The following is a 26,729-nucleotide window of genomic DNA, read 5'->3' as shown; positions in this document are numbered from 1 at the left end:
CCGAGAGTGATACCACTTTGCGGCCTAAAGTACAAAGAGTTCTTATTTCGTGATGTCAGCGCCAAACCACTTCACGGAAATTTTCTCTACTGTACCATCTGCGCGCATCTCAGCCAGTGCTTTGTTTACTTCTTCTTGCAGCTTACGACCTTTCTCGTTGTCAACGAAAGGCCATGCGTTTTGAATTGTCTCAAACGGTTCGCCTGCCAATTCCAGAGGAAGGCCAGTTTTCTTAATCAGCTCTAACGCAGAAAGACGATCCATTACAAACGCGTCTGCACGACCGAGCGCCACGTCATGTTCGATACCTGTGTCGTACGTTTTAATGTTGATCTTGCCGTCTTTGTCGTATTGACGCAGCAGTTGCTCAAAGTTAGAGCCTAGGTTCACCGCAACGGTTTTGCCCGCAAGATCGTCAACACCTTTGATGCTGTCGTTGCCTTTACGCACGGTAATTTGTGCGCCATCTACAACGTAAGGGTCAGCAAATAGGTATTTAGCTTTACGCTCATCAGTCATGGTGATTTGGTTGGAGATCGTATCGATACGACCAGTTTCTAAAAGACCAAATAAACCAGAGAAGTTGGCTGTTACGTATTCGATTTTGTAATCGTTACGTTTACCGATTTCATCCCACATGTCGACTTCAAAGCCTTGTAGCTTGTCTTGCTTTACAAAAGTAAACGGGAAGTAGCGACCTGACATACCAACTTTGACTTCAGTAGCGGCTTGTACGGTTGCTGCCGACAGTGCAATGGCTGCAACGGCAACCTTAATCCAGTTTTTCATAATACATCTCCATAATTTTATGGTTGGAAATACTACTGTTAGTTAGCTCAATTAAATAAATAACCAAGAGCAATAACCTAGACCTGTGAGTTATTAGATAATAGAAGAAGAATGTTAAATGTGACGAAAATGCGAACTGAACCTAGCGAAATGATCGACAAAATCAGCATTGGGAATAAAATAATACACAGACTTATCACCAATCGCTCGATCTTGTTAATTTTGCCCAATTGTGGATCGTTGTGTGGGCAAATTTGGGGCAAGGTGTGTTGATCTCATCAAGTTTGCAGAAATAATTGTGAATAACTTGGATCTTATTCACTGGATCGTCGATCAATCGCTGGCGATCTTGGTTATCAACAGGTAAAATTGCCAGTCTTTTCCGATAATTCAATTACTCAGTGGGGGCACCGTGTCATCTTCGCTTTGGCTGCAATGTTTGCAGCAGCTTCAAGAAGAGCTACCAGCTACAGAATTCAGCATGTGGGTTCGTCCGCTACAAGCGGAGCTCAATGACAATACTCTCACTCTATTCGCGCCAAACCGCTTTGTGTTGGACTGGGTGCGTGATAAGTATCTGAACAATATTACTCGCTTACTGCAGGAATACTGCGGTGGCGATATTCCTAACTTACGTTTTGAAGTGGGGAGCCGACCTGTCTCTGCACCAAAACCAGCGCCGACACGTACGCCTGCAGATGTGGCTGCCGAGTCATCTGCACCTGCGCAATTACAGGCGCGTAAGCCAGTACACAAAACCTGGGATGACGACGCTCAAGCGATTGCGGCTATCAATCACCGCTCAAACATGAACCCAAAACACAAGTTCGATAACTTTGTTGAAGGTAAGTCGAACCAACTGGGTTTGGCTGCGGCGCGTCAGGTATCGGATAATCCTGGTGCAGCATACAACCCGCTGTTCCTATACGGCGGCACGGGCTTGGGTAAAACGCACTTGTTGCATGCGGTGGGCAACGCGATTGTGGATAACAACCCGAACGCAAAAGTGGTCTACATGCACTCAGAACGTTTTGTGCAAGACATGGTAAAAGCGCTGCAAAACAATGCGATTGAAGAATTCAAACGCTACTACCGCAGCGTGGATGCGCTCCTTATCGATGACATCCAATTCTTTGCTAATAAAGAACGTTCACAAGAAGAATTCTTCCATACCTTCAACGCACTATTGGAAGGTAATCAGCAGATCATTCTAACGTCTGACCGTTATCCTAAAGAAATTAATGGCGTTGAAGATCGTCTTAAATCTCGCTTTGGTTGGGGTCTTACTGTTGCGATCGAGCCACCTGAGCTTGAAACGCGTGTGGCGATCTTGATGAAAAAAGCCGAAGATCACCAAATCCACCTTGCTGATGAAGTGGCATTCTTTATTGCCAAGCGTCTGCGTTCGAACGTTCGTGAGCTCGAAGGTGCACTGAACCGTGTTATCGCGAACGCGAACTTTACTGGTCGTCCAATTACGATTGATTTTGTTCGTGAAGCGCTGCGCGATCTGCTTGCTCTACAAGAGAAGCTGGTGACGATCGATAACATTCAAAAGACCGTGGCGGAATACTACAAGATTAAAGTAGCGGACTTGCTGTCTAAGCGTCGTTCTCGTTCTGTAGCGCGTCCTCGTCAGCTGGCTATGGCGTTAGCAAAAGAACTAACCAACCATAGCTTGCCTGAAATTGGCGATGCGTTTGGGGGCCGCGATCATACGACCGTACTTCATGCTTGTCGCAAGATTGAGCAGCTGCGTGAAGAGAGCCACGACATTAAAGAAGATTACTCTAACTTGATTCGCACCCTGTCTTCGTAATCGGTTAGAATAACGGTATTCTAAGCAAATCATTTATTGAGCTGACAGCGTAAAGAGCCAAGCATGAAATTTACCATTGAACGTAGTCATTTAATCAAACCGCTACAGCAGGTTTCGGGCGCTTTAGGTGGCCGACCAACTCTGCCAATCCTGGGTAACCTACTTCTTAAAGTAGAAGAGAACGTATTGTCGATGACGGCAACCGATCTTGAAGTAGAGTTAGTAAGCAAAGTGACGCTAGAAGGTGATTTTGAAGCGGGCAGCATTACCGTTCCTTCGCGTAAGTTTCTCGATATCTGCCGTGGTTTACCGGACGATGCGATCATCACATTTGTATTAGAAGGTGATCGCGTACAAGTTCGCTCTGGTCGCAGCCGTTTCTCATTGGCAACGCTTCCTGCGAACGATTTCCCTAATATTGAAGACTGGCAAAGCGAAGTGGAAGTATCACTGAGCCAAGCTGATTTACGTACGCTGATCGACAAAACTCAGTTCTCGATGGCGAATCAAGACGTTCGTTACTACCTCAACGGCATGTTGTTTGAAATTGACGGCACCACGTTACGCAGCGTGGCGACGGACGGCCACCGTATGGCGGTATCGCAAACTCAGCTAGGTGCAGACTTTGCGCAGAAGCAAATCATCGTGCCACGCAAAGGTGTGCAAGAATTAGTAAAGTTGATGGATGCGCCAGAGCAGCCTGTAGTACTTCAGATCGGTAGCTCCAATGTTCGTGCTGAGGTGAATAACTTTACTTTTACCTCTAAGTTGGTTGATGGTCGTTTCCCTGACTACCGCCGTGTATTGCCTCAGAGCACCAATAAGACCCTAATAGCAAGTTGTGACGAGTTGCGCCAAGCCTTCTCTCGTGCTGCGATTCTTTCCAACGAAAAATTCCGTGGCGTGCGTGTGAATCTGGCTGATACTGAAATGCGCATAACCGCGAATAACCCAGAACAAGAAGAAGCGGAAGAGATGCTTGATGTAACCTTTGAAGGTGACGCCATCGAAATCGGCTTTAACGTAAGCTATGTGCTTGATGTTCTGAACACGTTGCGTTGTGAAAATGTACGTGTGTCGATGTCGGATGCTAACGCTAGCGCGTTGATTGAAAATGCCGACGATGACAGTGCCATGTACGTGGTGATGCCAATTCGTCTATAAGCCAACTGAATGCCTCTTTCTCGTCTCATCATTCAGCAGTTTCGAAACATTAAAGCCTGTGATATTGAGTTATCAGCAGGCTTTAACTTTCTTATCGGGCCGAACGGCAGCGGTAAAACCAGTGTCTTAGAAGCGGTTTATCTGCTCGGGCATGGCCGCTCATTCAAGAGCTCTCTCACCGGACGAGTGATACAAAATGAGTGTGACGAACTGTTTGTTCATGGTCGTTTTTTGAACTCGGATCAATTTGAGCTACCTATCGGCATTAATAAGCAGCGTGATGGCTCAACAGAGGTTAAAATAGGCGGTCAATCTGGACAAAAATTAGCGCAGTTGGCACAAGTTCTGCCTCTGCAGTTGATACACCCAGAAGGGTTTGATTTACTGACAGATGGCCCTAAACATCGTCGTGCGTTTATTGATTGGGGCGTGTTTCATACCGAGCCCGCTTTTTATCAAGCATGGGGAAGGTTCAAGCGCCTGAACAAGCAGCGCAACGCGTTGTTGAAAACCGCCAATAGTTATCGTGAGCTCAGTTATTGGGATCAGGAAATGGCAGGATTGGCTGAAAACATCAGCCAATGGCGAGCAAGTTACATCGAGCAGATGAAAACTGTCGCAGAAACTATCTGTCAGACATTTTTGCCAGAATTTGAGATCCAATTGAAGTATTATCGTGGCTGGGATAAAGACACTCCATACCACGAGATACTAGAAAAGAATTTTGAGCGTGATCAGGCATTGGGATACACCTTTAGTGGCCCAAACAAAGCTGATTTGCGCATTAAAGTGAACGGAACGCCCGTTGAAGATGTTCTGTCACGCGGTCAATTAAAACTCATGGTGTGTGCATTGCGTGTAGCGCAAGGGCAACACCTGACAGAGATGGCCGGTAAACAATGCATTTACCTAATTGATGACTTCGCGTCGGAATTAGATAGCCAACGTCGCAAGCGTCTTGCTGACTGCTTAAAAGAGACGGGCGCACAAGTATTTGTAAGCTCTATCACTGAAAGCCAAATCGCCGATATGTTGGACGATAACGGTAAATTGTTTCATGTGGAACATGGCAGGATAGAGTCAAACTAGAAGAGAGAAACTCATGTCTGAAAATTACGATTCATCGAGTATTAAGGTACTGAAGGGTCTGGATGCGGTACGTAAGCGTCCAGGAATGTACATCGGCGATACGGACGACGGCACCGGCCTTCACCACATGGTTTTCGAGGTGGTGGATAACTCAATTGATGAAGCGTTGGCAGGTCACTGTAAAGACATCGTTGTGACAATTCATGAGGATAACTCGGTTTCCGTTAGCGATGATGGTCGTGGCATTCCAACAGAAATCCACTCAGAGGAAAATGTCTCTGCAGCAGAAGTAATCATGACGGTTCTTCACGCGGGTGGTAAGTTCGACGATAACTCATACAAAGTATCGGGTGGTCTTCACGGGGTAGGTGTTTCAGTAGTAAACGCACTATCAGAGAAAGTTGAGCTAACGATTCATCGTGGTGGTCATATCCATACGCAAACCTACCGCCATGGTGAGCCTCAAGCGCCACTAGCCGTTGTGGGTGATACGGATAAAACCGGTACACAAATTCGTTTCTGGCCAAGTGCCGAGACGTTCTCTAACACAGAGTTCCACTATGACATTCTGGCGAAGCGCCTGCGTGAACTGTCATTCCTGAACTCTGGTGTGTCGATCAAATTGGTTGATGAACGTGAAGCGGACAAACATGATCACTTCATGTATGAAGGTGGTATTCAAGCGTTCGTTGATCACCTAAACACCAACAAAACGCCAATCATCGAAAAAATCTTCCACTTTAACTCTGAGCGTGAAGACGGCATTTCAGTTGAAGTGGCGATGCAATGGAACGATGGTTTCCAAGAGAACATCTTCTGCTTTACCAACAATATCCCACAGCGTGATGGTGGTACTCACCTTGCTGGTTTCCGTGCTGCGCTAACACGTACATTGAACAGCTTTATGGATAAAGAAGGTTTCTCGAAGAAAGCGAAAACAGCGACTTCAGGCGACGATGCGCGTGAAGGTCTAACTGCGGTTGTTTCGGTGAAAGTGCCTGATCCTAAGTTCTCAAGCCAAACAAAAGACAAACTGGTTTCTTCTGAAGTGAAATCAGCTGTTGAGTCTGCAATGGGTGAAAAACTGTCTGAGTTCCTGATTGAGAACCCGACAGAAGCGAAGATGGTTTGTTCGAAAATCATCGATGCAGCACGTGCTCGTGAAGCAGCGCGTAAAGCTCGTGAAATGACGCGCCGTAAAGGTGCACTAGACCTAGCTGGCCTTCCAGGTAAACTTGCAGACTGTCAGGAAAAAGATCCGGCACTCTCTGAACTATACATAGTGGAGGGTGATTCGGCAGGCGGCTCCGCAAAACAAGGCCGTAACCGTAAGAACCAAGCGATCCTACCGCTAAAAGGTAAGATTCTTAACGTAGAAAAAGCACGTTTCGACAAGATGCTATCTTCTCAAGAAGTAGCAACACTGATCACCGCACTAGGTTGTGGTATCGGTCGTGACGAGTACAACCCGGACAAGCTTCGTTACCACAACATCATCATCATGACCGATGCCGATGTCGATGGTTCGCACATCCGTACGCTACTGTTGACCTTCTTCTACCGTCAAATGCCAGAGCTTATCGAGCGTGGCTATGTGTACATCGCTCAGCCACCACTATACAAAGTGAAAAAAGGCAAACAAGAGCAGTACATCAAAGATGAAGAAGCGATGAACCAATACCAAGTATCATTGGCTCTGGACAATGCATCGCTACACGTAAACGCAGAAGCACCAGCATTGGCTGGTGAAGCACTAGAGAAGCTTGTTCAACAGTACAATGCGGGTATTAAACTGGCGGAACGTATGAGCCGTCGTTACCCAAGTGCTTTGGTAAACGAGTTGATTTACACTCCTCGCCTAACGCCAGAGCAATGCCATGACGCATCAGTTGTGGAAGCGTGGACGAAGCAGCTTATTGAACAGCTGAATGCGAAAGAAGTGGGTGCAAGCCAGTACAGCTACGAAGTTGAGCAGCACGAAGAGCTAGGCTTAAACTTGCCTAAGATTGTGGTTCGTACTCACGGCGTGACGCACGAACATGCAATTAGCATCGACTTCCTAAACTCGAAAGAGTACGGCAAGTTGGCTGATCTATCAGAAGCACTTGATGGACTTCTGGAAGAAGGCGCGTACATCAAACGTGGTGAGCGTACTATGCCAGTGGCAAACTTTGCAGAAGCGCTTGACTGGTTAGTGAAAGAGTCAATGCGTGGCTTAAGCCGTCAGCGCTACAAAGGTCTAGGTGAGATGAACCCAGACCAACTTTGGGAAACCACCATGGACCCAGAAACTCGTCGTATGATGCAGGTAACGATTGAAGATGCGGTAGGCGCAGATCAACTGTTCACTACGCTAATGGGTGACCAAGTAGAACCTCGTCGTAACTTCATCGAAGAGAACGCACTGAAAGTAGCGAACCTAGACGTATAACGACACTGTTCGTGATAGTAAAAAGCAGCGAGAAATCGCTGCTTTTTTTGTTGTACCACCAGCTAAAATCGCCACTTTCTGCTAAAGCGGATGTTTTTCTGGTACTAACTGCCAACAACCCGATCAAGCCTGCCATTTTATTTCTGTTTTCTTTTTTTCTCGCCATTTTGTTCGCTTGAGCGTTTTTGCTTTCTTTTTTCTGCTCGCTATAGTGCTGAAGAGCTGATGAATAAGGAGACTAAGAAAATGGTGATGACTTTCCTGAACTAAGCCGGAAGTGATGCACTTCCGGTTCAATGCACTGAATTTATTTGTAAGACAAGGCATTAAGAAGGAAATAATCATGTTTGAACGCTGGTTCTCAGCGTACTGCTTGGCGCTGCGAACTTGGTGGTTAACCAGTCGCTTTTTAACCTATCAATCACCACTAAGGTTGTTATCGCTATTTGAAATCTGCGAGCAACAAGCCCATTGCCGTAACCGAGCTCGTATTGCGGTTGGGGACACGGTTCGCTTAGTGGATGTTGAACGCGCCTATCAATATCGCATGACATTGGTCAGCTCGCGTAAGGGGCAACCCATGACAGGTATGCTCGCGGTCGATTCTTATTTGGGGTCTCGACTGTTAGGTCGAGCTAAAAATGATGCGCTCGAAGTGGAAATTTTTAATCAGCGACGCTGCTTTGTGATTACTGAAATTGTTCATCAATCGCAGCCACCAGCTCAGAAAATGCTGTGTGGTTGTCTGTTGTGCCAATAAATAGAGGTGAAGTCATGAGTAAGAAAGAAAAGAAACAACCGCAGTTGAGTCTAAAAGAAAAGCGCAAACTAAAGCAGGAAAAGGCGGCAGAAAAGGGCGTTGTAAAAGCGCGTAAATCCTCCCGCAAGTAAAGTGTAGATTGAGCCCTCCAGAACGGCGGGCTTTTTATCACTGATCGTGAAGTGATGAGGAACTAAGCTGTTCAAGGGGATAGTGGATGCTTTAAAAATTTTTTATTTTTTCCCTTGAAAGTCATTTTTGACGACCTTATATCTAGTTGTGAAGAGGGTGACTGGCTTGCTAGAGACTAGAAGACCAGCCCTCTTAAATCGCTAAAACGAGATCGCTCAGAAGAGGATATGGCGTTTTAGCACACAACTTAAACCTTTAGATTCAATATCATGTCTCCGAGCCAAACCAAGGCCAGTGGAATGATAAGAATCTCTTAGTTCGGCGTTGGTTTTTGCATAAACACGCCAGTAGGATGAAACTCATCTGAACTAAGACTATTGCTTAATTAAGAGGATAGATTTATGCGTAATGTAGATTTCTCACCACTATACCGTAATGCAATTGGCTTTGATCGTCTGCTAAACCTGATGGAAGCGAATACAGCGAAAAATACTTCTGGCGGTTACCCTCCATACAACATTGAGCAAAAAGACGAGCACAACTACCGTATTACTATGGCCGTTGCTGGCTTTGCTGAAGAACAGCTCGATCTGACTCAAAACGAAAACATGTTGATTGTGAAGGGCGAACGTAAAGCAGAAGAAGGCAAAAACTACGTTTACCAAGGTATTGCAGAACGTGATTTTGAACGTAAATTCCAGCTAGCGGATTACGTAAAAGTCGTGGGTGCATCAATGGAAAACGGTCTGCTTCATATCGATTTAGTTCGTGAAATCCCTGAAGCCATGCAACCACGTAAGATTGCTATCGGTGGCAACAACCTGATTGAGAACAACTAATCAGTTAACCACCCGGTTATAGAATGAGAAAGAGCGCCATATGGGCGCTCTTTTTAGTTTGGGGGTTTTCAAATCCGCTATTTCAAAGCCGTAATTTCAAAGAGAAGAACGGCTGAGTTCAATCCGTCTATTTACCTTCGCGGTAAGCCTTTTCCACTTCTTCAGCGATAATCGCAATGCCTTTTTGCATCATCTCATCATCTTGAACGTAGTTCATACGCAGGCATTGGTGCGCGTGATCCCACTCGTCTTGCTGACCAATAAAGAAATATTCACCAGGGACAATCAATACGCCACGCGCTTTCAAGCGTTGGTACAGTTCCATTGTTGTGATTGGCAGTTCATCAAACCATAACCACAAGAAGATAGCGCCTTCCGGCTTGTGGATGCGGAATCGCTCATCGGTAATTGCTTGTTGGAGCAGTTCAACCGCACGTTGTGATTTTTGCTTGTAGAACGGCTTAATCACCTCTGAACTCAGTTTAAGCAGATCACCTTTGCCAATTATATGGTTTGCCAGCGCTGGACCAACACTGCCCGGCGCTAGGCTGATGATGCCGTTCATATTGGTTAACGCTTGAGTGATTTCTTCACTCGCAATCACAATGCCACAACGCACGCCCGGTAAACCAAGCTTAGATAGGCTCATGCATAGGATGGTGTTTTCATTCCAGAACGGTTCGACATCTTCAAAGATGATGTTCGGGAAAGGTAGACCGTAGGCGTTATCGATGATCAGTGGGATGTTGTTCTCACGTGCTAGCTTGTCCAGCTTACGTACTTCTTCATCTGTCAGTACATTACCCGTTGGGTTAGTTGGGCGAGACGCGCAGATTGCCGCAACAGAGTCGTCGACGGCGAGTTGCTCAAAATCGACGTGGTATTTAAACAGGCCGTTATCTAACAGCTCGATTTCTGGGTGGTAAGAGATAAAGATATCTTCATCAATGCCAGAATCACCATAACCGATGTATTCAGGCGCGATAGGCAGTAGCACTTTCTTGTGCGAACCGTCTGGCTGTTTACCTGCCAACAAGTTGAACAAGTAGAAAAAGCCACTTTGGCTACCGTTAGTTAGGCTGATGTTTTTTTCGGAAATATCCCAGCCGTAAGTTTCACGGAATAACTGAGCTAGCGCTTTGACGAACGCGTCTTTACCCTGCGGGCCATCGTAGTTGGCGAGGGCGGCGACGAGCTCCCCACTGGCGAGCATTTCCTCACTGGCTTGGTGAAAGTAATCGAGCATGGCAGGAATGGCGGCAGGATTACCTCCACCGAGCATGATGGCACCTGGTGTGCGCAGACCATCATTCAAATCGTCCATTAACTGCGTAATACCTGAATACTGATTAAATTTTTCACCAAACTTTGAGAACTGCATGCTGACTTATACCTAATTCATTGTGATTGCTTTGTGTATGTTTATGCCGATGTTTTATCGGCTTATCGAGTAATCCTTGACCTTACCTCAATGTGTAATTAACGCAAAGTGTGAATTAAGCCGAAAAAGAAAAAAGTGCGTCATCAGACCAGAGGAACGAGACAAAAGGGCAAAAAGAACAATAAAAAAGGGAAGCTTATGCTTCCCTTGCTGGTGGAGAGAGTGTGATTTACTCACCGGTGTAAACAATCAGCACCTTATCGTCTTGGTATTGGCGTTCGAACGCGTAGTAACCTTCTTGATTGCGAGTGATGTGCTTACCTTGAGCAACTGCTGGGTGGCGTTTACGGAATTCACCCAACTTTTGCCAATGTTGCAGTAGATCTTCACGTTCGCCATGAATCTTATCCCATGGCATATCTGAGCGTGTGCCTTGGTGAGTATCTGAACCAGTAATGCCAAAATCACGGGCGATCTCATCACCGTAATAGATCTGTACTGCACCCGGAGCCAGCATCAGAGCATTTGCCGCACGTGCTTGGTCATCAAAGCTGCGGCTGCGAGCTGACCAAAATAGTTGTGTATCGTGTGAAGACAGGTAGCTCAACACGTTGAACTCAGGATCGGTATTGATGCGTTCTGCATAACGGCGGTAATCATTATCAAGTTGAGCGAAACACTTCAGCGCTTTTGGTGCTACATCAGATTGGAACTCGAAGTTGATGATGGAGTCGAAGCCGTTATCGAAATACGGGCTTTTCACCACGCTGTGTGCCCATACTTCACCTGTCATCCAGAAAGGTAGGTCATCCAAGGCTTTGTCCGGGTTGTTTTGTTTCCATTGAGCAAGCGCTTGGGTGGTGCTGGCTTTCAACTCTGCCCACGCTTCCATTTCAACGTGTTTAGCGGTGTCGACACGGAAGCCATCAATGCCGTAGTCGCGCACCCAATCGGATAACCAGGTAATCAGGTGTTCACGTGGGGTTTGCAGCTCATCTTGCGCATTGGTGTCTTTATTGCGGAAGAAGTTTGGTAATCCGGTTTTCTGAGTTGATTCGGTTTTGAGATCCGGTAGGTAGTTCAAAGACATGGTGATGTCGTTGTAGCCCGGAGCATCGTAGTCGCCAATATCGGTGCGGATCCAATCTTTGCCCCACCATTTATCCCACGCTTCGCTATCACCGTATTTGATGTAGTCGTTGAAGCTGTGCCAGCTTTGTCCTGATTTTGGCTGCCAGTCGGTCCATTTTTCACCAAGGACTTCTTTAGCTTCTTGGTCATCAAGGTAAAGCTGACCAAATCCGAATTCCTGCATGTCTGCTAATGTCGCATAACCTGTGTGGTTCATGACTACATCCCAAATCACGCGGATGCCTTTCTTGTGGGCGGTATCAACGAAGGTTCTGAGTTCATCTTCGGTACCCATGTTGGCATCGAGCTTGGTCCAATCTTGGTGGTAGTAGCCGTGGTAGCCGTAGTGCTTAAAGTCGCCTTTATCGCCGCCGCCAACCCAGCCGTGGATTTGTTCCAGTGGTGAAGTTATCCAGATAGCATTCACACCAAGTGATTCGATGTAATCGAGTTTTTTCGTTAGACCCGCTAAGTCACCACCGTGGAAGGTGCCAATCTCGTATTTTCCATCTTTGCTGCGACCGTAGCTGTTGTCGTTGTCTGGGTTGCCATTGTAGAAGCGGTCTGTCATGACGAAGTACACCGTCGCGTTATCCCAGCTGAATGGTTTATCGGCTTGCTGATCGACTTCTTCTAGCAGCAATAGACCTTGGCTCATAGGACCCGGCTGCATGGTGACGCTGCCATTGGCGACAGTGGTTTCTTGTTCGGTTAAGGCATCACGAACGACAGTGCCATCATTAAAGGTTTGAGCAACGTTGATGGTTTTTGGCGTGTCAGTTGCGACAGGGCAAGAGTAGGTGATGTCCTGAGTCTGTTTTGGTTTAATTTTTACCGTCAGTTCGTTGGTGGTTGGATTGAGCGTAAATTGATAGGTATTGGCTTTGAAGATGCGCAGCGGCATTTGTGCATCAGTGGCGCAGTTATCCATTTTTAATGGACGATTGAACTTGATGCGATCTTCTTCTGCTAGGGCAAAGCTACTGCCACAGCTTTGATTACTGTCGGCAATGGTAAAGGTGTAGCTGCCTTTTTCGAGTTTTTGCTCGGCGACAAGTAAGCCCTGTGAGTTTTCCTCAAAAACAGCGGTATCATCACCAACGCTTAATACGATGGCATTTTCTGGAATCTGGCTGCAGGCGCTCAGTAGACCAATAGAGAGTGCGAGAATTGTTTTTTTCATTGTGTCCTTCCCCCGAATAAACAGTCCAGTTATAGCAAAACTGTGCCTCTACAATCCGAGCTCTATACCAACAAGTTAAACGCGTCTCACCCTACAAATTTTAGTCTTGTTCACAAAATGAATAATAAGCGTCACCTTCATCGGTTTGAAGGCAACAAAAAAGGGAAGCATCTGCTTCCCTTTTACTTATTTCTTAATCACTTCGAAGAGTAATGAATTACTTTTGAAGCAAAGAAATGTCTGCGATCTGTAGGAACAGGTTACGCAGGTTGTTCAGTAGTGTCAGACGGTTCTTCTTAAGTGCTTCGTCGTCTGCCATTACCATTACGTTATCAAAGAACGCATCAACTGGTTCACGTAGGTCAGCTAGCTTGCTTAGGGCTTCTTGGTAGTTACCTGTAGCAAATGCTGGCTCTAGCGCTTCAGTCATTACTTCAACGCTTTCTGCTAGTGCTTTCTCTGCGTCTTCTTGTAGAAGTGCTAGGTCGATGTCTGCTGCTAGTTCGCCGTCGAATTTCGCTAGGATATTACCTACACGTTTGTTCGCTGCTGCTAGAGACTCTGCTGCTTCTAGTTCACGGAAGTGAGAAACCGCTTTAACTCGTTGGTCGAAGTCTGCTGGTTTCGTCGGACGACGAGCTAGAACCGCTTGAATGATGTCTACGCTGAAGCCTTCGTCTTGGTACCAAGCACGGAAACGACCAAGCATGAACTCGATAACGTCTTGCTCAACGTTGTCGTTGGTTAGGCGATCGCCAAACAGTGACTTCGCTTTCGCTACTAGGTCAACAAGATCTAGGTTGTAGCCGTATTCAACGATGATACGTAGTACACCTAGAGATGCGCGGCGTAGTGCGAATGGGTCGCTGCCTTTAGGCGCTTGACCAATACCGAAGATACCTACGATAGTGTCTAGCTTGTCTGCCATTGCAACTGCAGTTGAAACGCCGTTTGATGGCAGTTCATCACCTGCGAAACGAGGCATGTATTGCTCGTTCAGTGCTACTGCAACTTCTTCTGCTTCACCGTCGTGACGAGCATAGTGCATACCCATAACACCTTGAGTATCGGTGAATTCGAATACCATTGAGGTCATTAGGTCACATTTTGCTAGTAGACCAGCACGCTTTGATTTCTCAACGTCAGCACCGATTTGCTCAGCAATGTAGCCAGCAAGTTCAGTGATGCGGTCTGTTTTGTCTTTGATCGTACCCAGTTGCTTTTGGAAGATCGCTTGCTCTAGTTCAGGTAGACGGTCGATAAGCGGACGCTTACGGTCTGTGTTGAAGAAGAATTCTGCGTCTGCAAGGCGAGGACGAACCACTTTCTCGTTACCTTCGATTACGTAACGAGGCTCTTTTGATTCGATGTTCGATACGAAGATGAAGTTAGGTAGTAGCTTCTTGTTTTCGTCGTAAACAGGGAAGTATTTTTGGTCACCTTTCATGGTGTAAACCAACGCTTCAGAAGGCACTTTTAGGAACTCTTCTTCAAACTTCGCTGTTAGTACCACTGGCCATTCAACCAGAGACGTTACTTCTTCTACTAGGTCATCTTCTAGGTCAGCGATACCGCCAACCGCTGCTGCCGCTTTTTGTGCGTCAGCTAGGATGATTGCTTTACGCGCTTCGTAATCTGCCATTACTTTACCGCGCTCTTCTAGGATCGCAGGGTATTGTTCAGCAGAATCGATAGTGAACTCTTGCTCACCCATGAAGCGGTGACCACGGATAGTGCGGTCTGAAGCAACACCAAGGATCTCGCCTTCGATTAGGTCGCTGCCCATTAGCATGGTTAGCGTCTTAACTGGACGGATAAATTGAGTCGTTTTGTTACCCCAGCGCATTGGTTTTGCGATAGGTAGGTTTGCTAGTGCTTTCGCTGCAAGTTCAACGACGATTTCAGACGTTGGCTGACCTTTCACTTCTTGTTTGAACAGTAGCCATTCACCTTTGTCTGTAACCATGCGCTCTGCTTGGTCAACCGTGATGCCACAACCGCGTGCCCAGCCTTGAGCCGCTTTTGTTGGGTTGCCTTCTGCGTCAAATGCTGCAGAAACCGCAGGACCACGCTTTTCAACAACTTTGTCAGACTGGCTGTCTGCTAGTGCTGCTACTTTTAGAGCAAGACGACGAGGTGCCGCGAACCATTTCACGCCCTCGTGAGCAAGCTCAGCGCCTTTTAGTTCTGCTTCGAAGTTTGCTGCGAATGCTTCAGCTAGTGTGCGAAGTTGCGTTGGTGGTAGCTCTTCTGTACCTAGCTCGATTAGAAATTCTTTTGCCATGTTACTCTACCCCTTACGCTTGTTCTTTCTTACACATTGGGAAGCCAAGAGCTTCACGCGATGCGTAGTATGCTTCTGCAACTGCTTTAGTCAGGTTGCGGATGCGTAGGATGTAACGTTGGCGTTCAGTTACTGAGATCGCTTTACGTGCGTCTAGTAGGTTGAATGCGTGACCGGCTTTTAGGATGCGCTCGTAAGCAGGTAGTGGCAGTGGCTTTTCAAGCTCAAGTAGCTCTTTACACTCTTTTTCACACTGTTCGAAGAAGCCAAATAGGAATTCAACGTCTGCGTGCTCGAAGTTGTAAGTTGATTGCTCTACTTCGTTTTGGTGGAAGATGTCACCGTAAGTCACTTTGCTGCCGTCTGGTGCGATGTTCCAAACTAGGTCGTAAACAGAGTCTACTTCTTGGATGTACATTGCTAGACGTTCGATACCGTAAGTGATCTCACCAGTAACTGGCTTACACTCAAGACCGCCAACTTGCTGGAAGTAAGTAAACTGAGTCACTTCCATGCCGTTTAGCCAAACTTCCCAGCCTAGACCCCATGCGCCTAGTGTTGGGTTTTCCCAGTTGTCTTCTACGAAACGGATGTCGTGTACAAGAGGGTCAATACCAAGAACTTCAAGGGAGCCAAGGTACAACTCTTGAATATTGTCAGGCGATGGTTTTAGCGCTACTTGGAATTGGTAGTAGTGCTGAAGACGGTTAGGGTTTTCACCGTAACGGCCATCAGTAGGACGACGTGAAGGTTGTACATAAGCTGTCGACATTGGCTCTGGGCCAAGCGCTCGTAGACAGGTCATTGGGTGAGAGGTACCCGCACCCACTTCCATATCTAGCGGTTGAACAATGGTACAACCATTTTGAGCCCAATAATCCTGCAGCGCGAGGATCATTCCCTGGAAGGTTTTGATATCGTATTTTTGCATAAGTCAGGTTCGCGCGATTCTCTTGTTACTCGTTAATTCGTCATCTATGCCGAGTTTTTCAACTCTAACAACGGCGATAAAGAGTAATTACGGTTGAATAAATTAACAATCTAGTATAACCAGATATTGAGCATGGGAGTAGAGCTAATCTTGATTAATTCGTGGGCGATTTTCTCCTTTAATGAATTTTTACCGCGTTATCTGCTGTATTTTTCCTAAAAGGGAGTTTTTGCCTGCTTTGGCTCTTGAGAAGCGCAACAAAGGTGGCTAGAATTGCGCCTGTCTTTGGGGAGTAGCTTACCTGATGAAGTTTCTGTTTCATCTGGTTCGTCCGTCAACATAATTGGTGCAAAATCACCATGGCGTTCGAGACTTGGAGCCTTTCAAGTTTAGCAAGACCTTAGACAAATCATCACGAACCGGGGTAGGGGCGTGAGGTTTGTCTTCGGTTAAAAATAATAATCCCTGCCCCAATGAGCATGTCGTGAGCGTTTTAGCTATTTCAATTACTACTGTAGCGTTAGCAGAAATTGGCGATAAGACCCAATTGCTATCTCTATTACTCGCAAGTCGTTACCGAAAACCAATCCCAATTATTGCAGCAATCTTTTTGGCAACTATTGCCAACCACGCTTTGGCTGCATGGTTAGGTGTGGTTGTCGCAGACTATCTATCACCTGAGATTTTAAAGTGGGTGCTGGTGGTCAGTTTTGTCGCGATGGCGGCTTGGGTTCTGATCCCGGACAAACTGGATGATGACGAGCAGATTTCTAATCGAGGCCCATTTATTGCCAGCTTTATCGCGTTCTTCGTTGCGGAGATAGGCGATAAAACTCAGATCGCCACTTCCATCTTAGGGGCGCAATACGCGAATGCGTTAAGTTTGGTGATTATCGGTACCACAATCGGTATGCTGCTGGCGAATGTACCTGTGGTCCTGATTGGTAAATTGTCGGCCGACAAGATGCCTTTAGGGCTGATCCGTAAAATCACCGCATTTTTGTTTATTGCTCTGGCAATAGGGGCTGCACTGTTCTGATTTTTTGCACGTGAAATGATGTGAGTTATCAATCATTAGTGGCGTGCTGCGCGAGTTCAAACTCTGACTCTAAATCGTTCCGTTGCGTGACGGATGACATATAAGTGTCATACTTGTCATGGTAGTTTAATGGTGTGAATGATAGCGAGAGGGCAAGTTTATGCTTACACGTTACATGGGGATGTCCCCGAAGAGTCAGAGTTATTTATTCACTTTTGGTTTAGCGCTGTGTTTACTAGCGATGGTGCTAACTGATATGTGGTTACCGATTGTAGCAGGATCGTTCGTTCTTACTGGATTGACAGTAGAAGCGTGGATTCGTGTCGCTCACATCATTCCTATGCATGAAGAGATGCGGGCAATGAAGAAACAACTTAACAAGCTCCAATCAGAAGTTCGCACACTCGAATACGACGAATAAACAAACGGCAGCCAATATAGGCTGCCGTTTTTAGTTCGACCAGATTATTCCAATCCTTTCTTGATCAGGTACTGATACGGAACTTGCTCCGTTTGTGCCGCAACTAATTGGTGGTCCATAAAGCGGCAGAAACTCGGAATGTCTCGAGTCGTGGATGGATCGTCTGCTTTGACCAGCAAAATCTCACCATCTTGCATGTTGCGAATTGTCTTCCTGACCATCATCACTGGCTCTGGGCAGCGCAGTCCTTCCGCCTCTAATGTCTTGTTTGCCAGTTCAGGATTAAAGCTCATAGTGTGATTCTCGTAACTAACTGAGCGTTGAATTTTACTTTCGTTGAAAAAATATTCAATAACCACTTGGCAAACCGAATTTTTTGTTTTACCTTAAATTAACAATTTGGTAACAACTGGCAAGGGAGAGGCAATGTTAACAGCGTTAGACAGACTTACGATTTACTCAGTGCTGTGTTTTATCTCGTTTTGTGCATTGGTACTCAGGACGCCAGCTGACACCTCTTTGACGCCTCTTGTAGGCATGGTTGCCACTATTATTGGGATTTGGATCGAGATGCGCAGATGGTCTGGCGCATCTGAGCAAGAAAATTAGCGCTTCTTGCTTGGATCAGAATGCTTTTAATAACGCTCACCTATTTTTTACCGACACTTCATTCCGACACTATCCCCATTTTTCTTGGGCTTCCCCGCTGAAAGGCGGGATTTTTTTTGCCTAAAGAGTACAATTTACCCAAACACATACAAAATAAGTGGCTAATTCGTGGAACTGGAAGATATCTATCGCCGAGATTTAAATTTACTGGTTGCGTTGCGAGTACTGATAGAGGAAAACAGTGTCAGTAAGGCAGCAACACGTCTGAACTTGAGTCAATCGGCAATGAGTCGTGTGCTTGGTCGTCTGCGTGACTTATTGGGAGATCCGCTGTTTACTCGTCAGGGACAGCATTTGATCCCAACTCAGAAAGCGTTAGAGATCGATCGCTCATTGGGCGAGCCATTAGAGTCTTTACGTCAGTTGTTATCTCCGGTTGAGTTTGACCCATTGCAATGCGTGCAGACTTTCAACATCGTGACCACCGACTATGCCATGCAAACGATCTTACCGTTCGCTTTGCCGAGAATTTACCAAGAAGCGCCGAATGTGTCGTTTAACTTCTTGCCACTGCAACACGACCGCTTATCTGATCAATTAACATATGAAGGTGCAGACTTAGCGATTTGTCGCCCGACAGGCCCAGTGGAGCCTCTACGCAGTGAAGTGTTGGGGCGAGTGGGGGTGCTGTGTATGCTTTCAAAACAGCATCCATTAGCGGATAAAGAAATGAGCTTGGATGATTATCTGAGTCATCCACATGCCATGATTGCCATCAGTGATGGGGTTAAAGCGCTGATCGAACAAGCTTTGATGGAGAAACCTAAGCGTAAAATGGTTCTGCGGGCTTATCATTTAGAAGCCGCATTGGCGATCATGGATACCTTGCCAATTATCATCACAGTGCCAGCGGACTTGGCGTATCTGGTTGCCGAGCGTTATGACTTGGTGGTGAAGCCGTTACCATTCCAATTCACGCCGTTTGAATACTCGATGATTTGGCATGCGCGTTGCGAGCATTCTCCTGCTCAAGAATGGTTAAGAACGATTGTGCGTGAAGAGTGTAGCCGTCTGATAGCTAAACGTATCGAAGATATGGGACTGAACTGCTAACAAAAAAGAGCCAGCAATGCCGGCTCTTCGTCTGTTTACACTGAGTCAGTGTTTATAGCTTGATAACCACACGACCCGTTACTTGACCGTTGGTGATGTCTTCTGCATATTTCGGTGCTTCAGCAAGAGCAACTTCAGTACACGCTTGCTCGAAGTAGCTGTCTGGTAGTAGCTCGACCAGCTTTTCCCATGCAGCGATACGTTTCTCTGTAGGGCACATTACTGAGTCCACACCTTGTAGGCGAACATTACGTAGTATGAACGGCATCACTGTGGTTGGTAGATCAAAACCACCTGCAAGACCACAAGCTGCAACTGCACTGTTGTAATCCATTTGCGCCAATACTTTTGCTAGTACTTTGCTGCCTACAGTATCAACCGCACCTGCCCATACTTGTTTTTCAAGCGGACGTGCTGGTTCTTCAAATTCAGTACGGTCGATGATGCGGCTAGCACCTAGTTTTTCAAGTAGCGGGCCGTTTTTCTCTACACGACCTGTCACTGCAGCAACTTTGTAGCCAAGCTGTGCTAGAAGCGTTACTGCGACTGAGCCTACACCGCCACTTGCGCCAGTTACTAGGATTTCGCCATTTTCAGGTTTGATGCCTGCATCAAGCAGTGCTTGAACACACAGCATACCAGTGAAGCCAGCAGTACCAACCATCATTGCTTTCTTGCTGTCTAGACCTTTTGGTAGTGGTACTAGCCAATCCGCTTTTAGACGAGCACGCTGAGACATACCACCCCAATGGTTTTCACCCACGCCCCAGCCAGTAAGGACAACTTTGTCGCCTGCTTGGTAGCGGTCGTCTTCTGAGCTTACTACCGTACCTGCTAGGTCAATACCTGGCACCATCGGGAAGTTACGGATGATTTTACCTTTACCTGTGATCGCAAGACCGTCTTTGTAGTTTAACGATGAGTAATCAACGTCAATCAGAACGTCGCCTTCAGGCAGTTGTGTTTCATCGATTTGCTCGATGTTAGCGATAGTACGTTTGTCTTCTTGATTTAGAACTAGAGCATTAAACATAAGGTTCTCCGATTGTGCGGTAGCATGACTCTGGGTCACATGCAGCAAGATATCAACTGGTCTAAGTGTATGTCTTCTTTGTCTATGAATAAAATGAAACTTGAGCATTTAATGTATGCTCTTCATGCATGTTTGATGTAAAACAAAGGGCGACATCAATTGTCGCCCTTAAGTGTAATACTAAAAATTTTAGTACTAGTTCATTTGCTTATGATTGTTGGCTCGATCACTACAACAACGTCTTGAACTGTTATGGTCGTTCAAATACTGTCGCAATGCCCTGACCCAAACCGATACACATGGTGGCCAGACCGTATTTCGCGTCTTTCGCTTCCATTAGGTTGATCAACGTTGTTGAGATACGTGAACCAGAACAGCCTAGTGGATGACCCAATGCTATCGCACCACCGTTAAGGTTGACCTTCTCATCCATAACATCAAGCAGGCCTAAGTCTTTAGCACACGGCAGAGACTGCGCGGCAAATGCTTCGTTTAGCTCAACCACATCCATGTCTTCAATTGAAAGACCGGCACGCTTGAGCGCTTTTTTCGTCGCAGGTACAGGACCGTAACCCATGATAGAAGGATCGCAGCCCGCAATGGCCATACCTTTAATGCGTGCACGAATCTTCAAGCCAAGCTCATTGGCTTTCTCTTCACTCATGATCAACATCGCTGATGCACCATCGGACAGCGCCGATGATGTACCGGCTGTTACTGTACCGTTTGCAGGGTCGAACACTGGGCGAAGTTGAGATAGACCTTCAACGGATGTTTCAGGGCGAATCACTTCGTCGTAATCCAGAGTGAACAGTGTGCCGTCTGCTGCGTGGCCTTCAATTGGTAGAATTTCGTTTTTAAAACGACCCTCTACGGTTGCTGCGTGCGCACGAGCGTGAGAGCGAGCGGCAAACTCGTCTTGTTGCTCACGGCTAATGCCATGTAATTTACCCAGCATTTCAGCCGTTAAGCCCATCATGCCCGCAGCTTTTGCTACGTTCTTTGACATACCTGGGTGAAAGTCTACACCGTGGTTCATTGGCACATGCCCCATGTGCTCAACACCACCAATTAGGCAGATTTCAGCATCGCCAGTCATGATGGCACGTGTACCATCGTGAAGCGCTTGCATTGATGAGCCACACAAGCGGTTCACCGTCACGGCGCCAATTTCAATCGGCAGACCAGCAAGCAGCGCCGCATTACGTGCAACGTTAAAGCCTTGCTCTAGTGTTTGCTGTACACAGCCCCAGTAGATGTCTTCAATCTCGCTTGGGTTCACTTGTGGGTTACGCGCAAGAATGCCTGTCATTAGGCGCGCAGATAGATCTTCTGCTCGTGTATGACGGAAAGCACCACCTTTAGAGCGACCCATTGGAGTACGTAGACAATCGACTACGACAACGTTTCTTGTTTGATTAGTCATTTTAGAATCCCTCCTCAGATAGAACCTTGCTGTTGTGCACCGTAAAAGCTTTCACCTTTCGCCGCCATATCAATCAGCATTTGCGGTACTTGGTACATCGCACCTAGCTCGGCATGTTGTTTTGCCATTTCAACGTATTCAGCAATACCCACGCTGTCTAGATAGCGGAATACGCCACCGCGGAATGGAGGGAAACCAAGACCATAAACCAATGCCATATCTGCTTCCTGCGGAGTCGCGATGATGCCTTCTTGTAGGCACAGCACCACTTCGTTGATCATTGGAATCATCATACGTTGAATGATGGTCTGATCGTCAAAGTCCTGCTTATCGGCACAAACGTCAGCAAGTACCGGTAAGATCGCTTCGGAGAAGGTTTTCTTCGGCTTACCTTTTTTATCTATGGTGTAGCTGTAGAAGCCATTACCATTTTTCTGACCATATTTGTCTGCTTCGAACAGTGCATCAATCGCATCACGACCTTGTTTACCCATACGCTCAGGGAAACCGTCAGCCATCACAGCTTGTGCGTGGTGCGCGGTATCAATGCCGACTACGTCAAGCAAGTACGCCGGTCCCATCGGCCAGCCAAACTTACGCTCCATGACTTTGTCGATTTTCGTAAAGTCAGCACCATCACGAAGTAGCATGCTGAAGCCGCCAAAGTATGGGAACAATACGCGGTTAACGAAGAACCCTGGGCAGTCATTAACGACAATTGGTGATTTGCCCATTTTCGCAGCATACGCCACAACACGATTGATGGTTTCATCAGAGGTGTGCTCACCACGGATGATCTCAACAAGAGGCATACGATGCACTGGGTTGAAGAAGTGCATACCACAGAAGTTTTCTGGGCGTTTTAGTGATTTTGCCAATAGGTTGATAGGAATCGTTGAGGTGTTTGAGGTGATAACGGTGTCGTCACCGACATGGGATTCAACTTCACTTAAAACTGCTGCTTTTACTTTCGGGTTTTCAACGACAGCTTCAACAATCACATCAGAGTTTTCAATACCTGCGTAATGTAAGCTCGGTGTGATTGACGCTAAAATACCCGCCATCTTAAAGCCATCAATGCGACCGCGAGATAAGCGTTTATTCAGCAGCTTAGATGCTTCAGTCATGCCTAGGTCGAGCGACGCTTGCGCGATGTCTTTCATTAAGACTGGCACACCTTTTAGCGCTGATTGGTAAGCAATGCCGCCACCCATGATACCTGCACCTAATACGGCTGCACGTTGCGTGTCTTTACTTGCTGACTTCGCTGCTTTTTTCGCAATGCCTTTGATGTATTGATCATTAAGGAATAGGCCAACGAGTGATTTTGCTTCTTCCGATTTAGCCAATTTCACGAAGTGCTTACGTTCAATGTCTAACGCTTCATTACGTGCAAAGCGAGCACCTTCTTCAATCGTGATAACGGCTGTCATTGGGGCAGGGTAGTGAGGACCTGCTTTTTGTGCCACCAGACCCTTCGCCATGGAGAAGCTCATCATTGATTCAAGCTTACTCAGCGTTAGCGGAGATGTTTTCTGTGCTCGGCGTGCTTGCCAGTCAAGTTTCTCATTAATTGCAGAGTTAAGAGTTTGTAGTGCTGATTCGTATAAAGCATCAGTCTCTACAACAGCATCGAGTAAGCCAATTTTCAATGCTTCATCAGCTCGGCATGCTTTACCTTGGGTGATGATTTCCATTGCGCTGTCTGCGCCAATAACGCGAGGTAAGCGTACACAACCACCAAAGCCCGGCATGATTCCCAGTTTCGTTTCTGGTAGGCCGATGCTGGTGGTTTTGTCACCAATACGCATGTCTGTTGCTAGCACACATTCACAACCGCCACCAAGAGCGTGGCCTTTGATCACTGAGATGGTCGGAACGGGTAAGTCTTCTAATTTGTTAAAGATGCTATTAGCAAATTGCAGCCATTGGTCGAGCTCGGCATCCGTTTTAGCAAACAGACCTAAAAACTCGGTAATGTCTGCGCCTACAATGAATGCGTCTTTATCTGAAGTGAGCAACAACCCCTTGAGGCCTTGATGGGCAATGAGCGCATCAAGAGCTTTATCTAGCGATTCTAATGTCGCTAGGTCGAGTTTGTTGACGGATTTTGGAGAGCAGAAGCTTAGCTCTGCAATACCATCTTGTATTTCCTTTACCTGTAGGGTTTCGGCTTGGTAAATCATTGTCTATCTCCATGACATACAATCGTGGATTGTCTGTATACCTATTTCAACGACGCCGTGTACCTCGGCAAATAGGTATCGAGGAAGTCGTTTTATTTTTGTTCTGGTTTGACCAGTAAAGTTAGTTTGGATCGTGGATTGTTTAATTTCAATACATTTTTTAAACAAGTGTTTAACATTGTGCGCTGTGGCAGATCTTATGCGACGGGTAAATCACACTCGTGATAGACTTCAGGCAAATAGACCTGAATCCATAATCCTATGAATGACAAGCCTTATCTGATTCCAGCAGAGCCCGCTCAATTTGAAGAAGAAATTAAAAAGAGCGTATTCATTACTTATTTAGCGCACACGCCAAGTATCGAAGCTGCAAAAGCATTTGTTGATCAAATCAAAGCTAAACACGCTGATGCTAGACATAACTGTTGGGGCTTTGTTGCTGGTCGCCCGGAAGATTCAATGAAATGGGGCTTTAGTGATGATGGGGAGCCGTCCGGAACAGCAGGCAAACCAATCCTGGCGCAGCTGTCTGGATCTGGGGTGGGGGAGATCACGGCTGTGGTCACGCGATACTCTGGTGGAATCAAGTTAGGTACAGGCGGCTTGGTTAAAGCGTATGGGGGTGGGGTTCAACAAGCGCTCAAGCTGCTTCAAACTATTGAGAAAAAAATAACCACAAAGCTCAGACTAACGTTAGACTATGGGTTTATGCCTATCGCACAATCAATCATGCCGCAATTTGGCGCGATAGAAGTCGAGGCTGAATACAGCGATCAGGTCGTATTAGTGGTGGAAATTGAGCTTCGAGAAGTGAGCGCGTTTACCCAAGCAATCATCAATAAAAGCGGGGCAAAGGCAATTGTCACTCCGCTAGACGGACAATAATGAAAAACAGGAAGCAACAGGGACAGCTTCGCTAGTCAATTTATCCATGCAATTTCGTTCAATTATTCGAATCGTCGGGCTACTGCTCGCACTCTTTAGTGTCACTATGCTTGCGCCAGCACTCGTTGCGCTGATCTATCGAGATGGTGCTGGTGTGCCTTTTGTCACGACATTTTTTGTTCTGCTGTTTTGTGGGGCCGTTTGTTGGTACCCAAACCGCAGGTATAAGCACGAGCTTAAAGCTCGAGATGGCTTTCTTATTGTCGTCTTATTCTGGACAGTACTTGGCAGTGCAGGCTCGATCCCCTTTCTCATTGCTGACAACCCGAACGTCTCAGTGACAGATGCGTTTTTTGAATCGTTTTCTGCTCTCACGACGACCGGGGCGACCGTTATTGTTGGTTTGGATGAGTTACCTAAAGCGATTCTATTCTATCGACAGTTACTGCAGTGGTTCGGCGGTATGGGAATTATCGTATTAGCGGTGGCGATTTTGCCAGTACTTGGCATCGGTGGTATGCAGCTTTACCGCGCCGAGATCCCAGGTCCAGTCAAGGATACTAAAGTGACGCCGCGCATAGCAGAAACTGCTAAGGCGCTTTGGTACATCTATTTGAGCCTGACTATCGCCTGTGCTTCGGCTTTTTGGTTAGCTGGTATGACGCCATTTGATGCCATCAGTCACAGCTTTTCCACCATTGCCATTGGTGGCTTCTCTACCCACGATGCCAGCATCGGATACTTTGATAGTTACGCGATTAACCTGATTACGGTGGTTTTTCTGCTTATATCTGCATGTAATTACACACTGCACTTTGCTGCATTTGCATCAGGTGGCGTACATCCCAAGTATTACTGGAAAGATCCTGAGTTTCGCGCCTTCTTGTTTATTCAAGTGCTGCTATTTATCATTTGCTTTCTATTATTACTGAAACATCACTCTTACACATCGACATACGATGCTTTCGATCAGGCTCTGTTCCAAACCGTATCAATATCCACAACAGCGGGCTTTACGACAACAGGTTTTGCGGATTGGCCGCTCTTCTTACCTGTGCTGTTATTGTTCTCTTCCTTTATAGGTGGTTGTGCTGGTTCAACAGGCGGCGGCATGAAAGTGATCCGTATCCTGCTTCTTACCTTACAAGGTGCGCGTGAACTAAAACGTTTAGTCCATCCACGCGCGGTTTACACCATCAAAGTAGGTGGCAGTGCCCTACCGCAACGTGTTGTCGATGCGGTTTGGGGTTTCTTCTCCGCATACGCATTGGTATTTGTGGTTTGTATGTTGGGGTTGATTGCAACAGGAATGGATGAGCTCAGTGCGTTCTCGGCGGTGGCTGCGACTCTGAACAACCTCGGTCCTGGCTTGGGAGAAGTGGCGCTTCACTTTGGTGATGTTAACGACAAAGCAAAATGGGTATTAATAGTTTCTATGCTGTTTGGTCGTTTGGAAATCTTTACCTTACTTATTCTACTTACGCCGACGTTTTGGCGTAGCTAAGGGGAAATCGTGGCAAAAGCATTATTTCTATACTCTTCCCGCGAAGGGCAGACTAAAAAAATTCTCCACTATATAGATGAACAACTTCCAGATTTCGATTGTGAGCTGGTGGATTTACATAATGTCGAGACGATTGACTTCAGCCAATACGACAGAGTATTGATAGGCGCCTCTATTCGCTATGGCCATCTTAATAAAAAGCTATACCAGTTTATTGAGCGAAACCTCAATCAATTGGAGCAAAATAAAGTGGCATTTTTCTGCGTAAACCTAACCGCTCGTAAAGAGGACCAAGGAAAGGATACACCTGAAGGTAGTGCCTACATTCACAAGTTCCTAATTAAGTCGCCTTGGAAACCAACGCTAATCGGTGTTTTTGCTGGTGCACTTTATTACCCACGTTACAGCTGGTTCGACAGAACTATGATTAGGTTCATTATGTCGATGACGGGTGGCGAAACTGATACGACCAAAGAGGTGGAGTACACCAATTGGGAAAAAGTGGCTCTTTTCGCAGATAAATTCAGAGAACTGTAGAAATAACGTGCTCTTTTGACCGCTTTTGATGCAAATTTATCCG

General features: G+C 46.4%; 22 protein-coding genes. 13 read left to right on the top strand and 9 right to left on the bottom strand.

From position 1 onward, the window contains the following. Positions 1 to 42 precede the first annotated feature (42 nt). Entirely contained in the window at positions 43 to 789 is a 747-nt protein-coding gene (locus R7Q38_RS18465) for an amino acid ABC transporter substrate-binding protein (RefSeq protein WP_005378831.1), read from the bottom strand. 412 nt (positions 790 to 1,201) lie between these two features. On the opposite strand from R7Q38_RS18465, the gene dnaA reads away from it, so the two are divergent. From dnaA to R7Q38_RS18435, 6 genes are all read left to right on the top strand, one after another. Further along, positions 1,202 to 2,608 (top strand): chromosomal replication initiator protein DnaA, encoded by a 1,407-nt coding sequence (gene dnaA, locus R7Q38_RS18460; protein ID WP_005378835.1) that lies wholly within the window; start codon positions 1,202 to 1,204, stop codon positions 2,606 to 2,608. A gap of 63 nt (positions 2,609 to 2,671) precedes the next feature. After that, the gene (gene dnaN / locus R7Q38_RS18455; protein ID WP_005394106.1) at positions 2,672 to 3,772 is read left to right on the top strand and encodes a DNA polymerase III subunit beta; all 1,101 of its coding nucleotides are present in this window, start codon (positions 2,672 to 2,674) and stop codon (positions 3,770 to 3,772) included. A 9-nt stretch (positions 3,773 to 3,781) separates the two neighbouring features. Then, on the top strand, positions 3,782 to 4,861 hold the full coding sequence (recF, locus tag R7Q38_RS18450) for a DNA replication/repair protein RecF (RefSeq protein WP_005378839.1): 1,080 nt from the start codon (positions 3,782 to 3,784) through the stop codon (positions 4,859 to 4,861). A 13-nt stretch (positions 4,862 to 4,874) separates the two neighbouring features. Continuing rightward, positions 4,875 to 7,292 carry a DNA topoisomerase (ATP-hydrolyzing) subunit B gene (gene gyrB, locus R7Q38_RS18445; protein ID WP_005378841.1) on the top strand — a complete coding sequence of 806 codons (2,418 nt, stop codon included), beginning with the start codon at positions 4,875 to 4,877 and terminating at the stop codon, positions 7,290 to 7,292. Between the two features lie 343 nt (positions 7,293 to 7,635). After that, entirely contained in the window at positions 7,636 to 8,052 is a 417-nt protein-coding gene (locus R7Q38_RS18440) for a GreA/GreB family elongation factor (protein WP_017635594.1), read from the top strand. 533 nt (positions 8,053 to 8,585) lie between these two features. Continuing rightward, positions 8,586 to 9,023, top strand: coding sequence for an Hsp20 family protein (locus R7Q38_RS18435; RefSeq protein WP_005378857.1), 438 nt, complete (start codon positions 8,586 to 8,588; stop codon positions 9,021 to 9,023). A 127-nt stretch (positions 9,024 to 9,150) separates the two neighbouring features. Here the strand turns inward: R7Q38_RS18435 and R7Q38_RS18430 are convergent, their stop codons facing one another. The 4 genes from R7Q38_RS18430 to glyQ form a co-directional block, all read right to left on the bottom strand. Beyond that, positions 9,151 to 10,404: a valine--pyruvate transaminase gene (locus R7Q38_RS18430; RefSeq protein WP_239939010.1), complete on the bottom strand. Its 1,254-nt coding sequence runs from the start codon at positions 10,402 to 10,404 to the stop codon at positions 9,151 to 9,153. A gap of 229 nt (positions 10,405 to 10,633) precedes the next feature. After that, positions 10,634 to 12,718 (bottom strand): alpha-amylase, encoded by a 2,085-nt coding sequence (locus tag R7Q38_RS18425; RefSeq protein WP_239939009.1) that lies wholly within the window; start codon positions 12,716 to 12,718, stop codon positions 10,634 to 10,636. Between the two features lie 217 nt (positions 12,719 to 12,935). After that, positions 12,936 to 15,002 (bottom strand): glycine--tRNA ligase subunit beta, encoded by a 2,067-nt coding sequence (glyS, locus tag R7Q38_RS18420; protein ID WP_005378875.1) that lies wholly within the window; start codon positions 15,000 to 15,002, stop codon positions 12,936 to 12,938. 13 nt (positions 15,003 to 15,015) lie between these two features. Next, positions 15,016 to 15,933 carry a glycine--tRNA ligase subunit alpha gene (gene glyQ, locus R7Q38_RS18415; RefSeq protein ID WP_005383818.1) on the bottom strand — a complete coding sequence of 306 codons (918 nt, stop codon included), beginning with the start codon at positions 15,931 to 15,933 and terminating at the stop codon, positions 15,016 to 15,018. Positions 15,934 to 16,417: 484 nt separating this feature from the next. On the opposite strand from glyQ, the gene R7Q38_RS18410 reads away from it, so the two are divergent. Next, a complete protein-coding gene (locus R7Q38_RS18410; protein ID WP_017821922.1) occupies positions 16,418 to 16,972 on the top strand; it encodes a TMEM165/GDT1 family protein in 555 nt (184 codons plus the stop codon). Between the two features lie 160 nt (positions 16,973 to 17,132). Beyond that, positions 17,133 to 17,393, top strand: a complete 261-nt coding sequence (locus tag R7Q38_RS18405; RefSeq protein ID WP_005378878.1) for a hypothetical protein — start codon at positions 17,133 to 17,135, stop codon at positions 17,391 to 17,393. A 44-nt stretch (positions 17,394 to 17,437) separates the two neighbouring features. Here R7Q38_RS18405 and tusA read toward each other — a convergent pair whose 3' ends face one another. Next, complete coding sequence (gene tusA / locus R7Q38_RS18400) at positions 17,438 to 17,686, bottom strand: sulfurtransferase TusA (protein ID WP_005378879.1); 249 nt, start codon at positions 17,684 to 17,686, stop codon at positions 17,438 to 17,440. Positions 17,687 to 17,819: 133 nt separating this feature from the next. On the opposite strand from tusA, the gene R7Q38_RS18395 reads away from it, so the two are divergent. Together R7Q38_RS18395 and R7Q38_RS18390 are read left to right on the top strand one after the other, a co-directional pair. Then, positions 17,820 to 18,002, top strand: a complete 183-nt coding sequence (locus R7Q38_RS18395; protein WP_005378880.1) for a hypothetical protein — start codon at positions 17,820 to 17,822, stop codon at positions 18,000 to 18,002. A 168-nt stretch (positions 18,003 to 18,170) separates the two neighbouring features. After that, positions 18,171 to 19,115, top strand: coding sequence for a LysR family transcriptional regulator (locus R7Q38_RS18390; protein ID WP_005378881.1), 945 nt, complete (start codon positions 18,171 to 18,173; stop codon positions 19,113 to 19,115). 52 nt (positions 19,116 to 19,167) lie between these two features. Here R7Q38_RS18390 and R7Q38_RS18385 read toward each other — a convergent pair whose 3' ends face one another. From R7Q38_RS18385 to fadB, 3 genes are all read right to left on the bottom strand, one after another. Further along, positions 19,168 to 20,148, bottom strand: coding sequence for an MDR family oxidoreductase (locus R7Q38_RS18385; RefSeq protein ID WP_005378882.1), 981 nt, complete (start codon positions 20,146 to 20,148; stop codon positions 19,168 to 19,170). Positions 20,149 to 20,398: 250 nt separating this feature from the next. Further along, entirely contained in the window at positions 20,399 to 21,574 is a 1,176-nt protein-coding gene (fadA, locus tag R7Q38_RS18380; protein WP_005378883.1) for an acetyl-CoA C-acyltransferase FadA, read from the bottom strand. Between the two features lie 14 nt (positions 21,575 to 21,588). Beyond that, complete coding sequence (gene fadB / locus R7Q38_RS18375) at positions 21,589 to 23,760, bottom strand: fatty acid oxidation complex subunit alpha FadB (protein WP_239939007.1); 2,172 nt, start codon at positions 23,758 to 23,760, stop codon at positions 21,589 to 21,591. Between the two features lie 261 nt (positions 23,761 to 24,021). On the opposite strand from fadB, the gene R7Q38_RS18370 reads away from it, so the two are divergent. Genes R7Q38_RS18370 through hemG form a run of 3 tightly spaced genes read left to right on the top strand, consistent with a single transcriptional unit; the run spans position 24,022 to position 26,686 of the window. Next, positions 24,022 to 24,645, top strand: a complete 624-nt coding sequence (locus R7Q38_RS18370) for a YigZ family protein (protein WP_005378891.1) — start codon at positions 24,022 to 24,024, stop codon at positions 24,643 to 24,645. 46 nt (positions 24,646 to 24,691) lie between these two features. Next, complete coding sequence (locus R7Q38_RS18365; RefSeq protein WP_005378893.1) at positions 24,692 to 26,149, top strand: TrkH family potassium uptake protein; 1,458 nt, start codon at positions 24,692 to 24,694, stop codon at positions 26,147 to 26,149. Positions 26,150 to 26,158: 9 nt separating this feature from the next. Beyond that, on the top strand, positions 26,159 to 26,686 hold the full coding sequence (gene hemG / locus R7Q38_RS18360) for a menaquinone-dependent protoporphyrinogen IX dehydrogenase (protein WP_054577148.1): 528 nt from the start codon (positions 26,159 to 26,161) through the stop codon (positions 26,684 to 26,686). The last annotated feature ends 43 nt before the right edge of the window (positions 26,687 to 26,729 follow it).

Source organism: Vibrio sp. Vb0598, from assembly GCF_033338935.1.
GTDB classification, from domain to species: Bacteria; Pseudomonadota; Gammaproteobacteria; order Enterobacterales; family Vibrionaceae; genus Vibrio; species Vibrio alginolyticus.
This window is presented reverse-complemented; position numbering and strand designations above follow the sequence as displayed.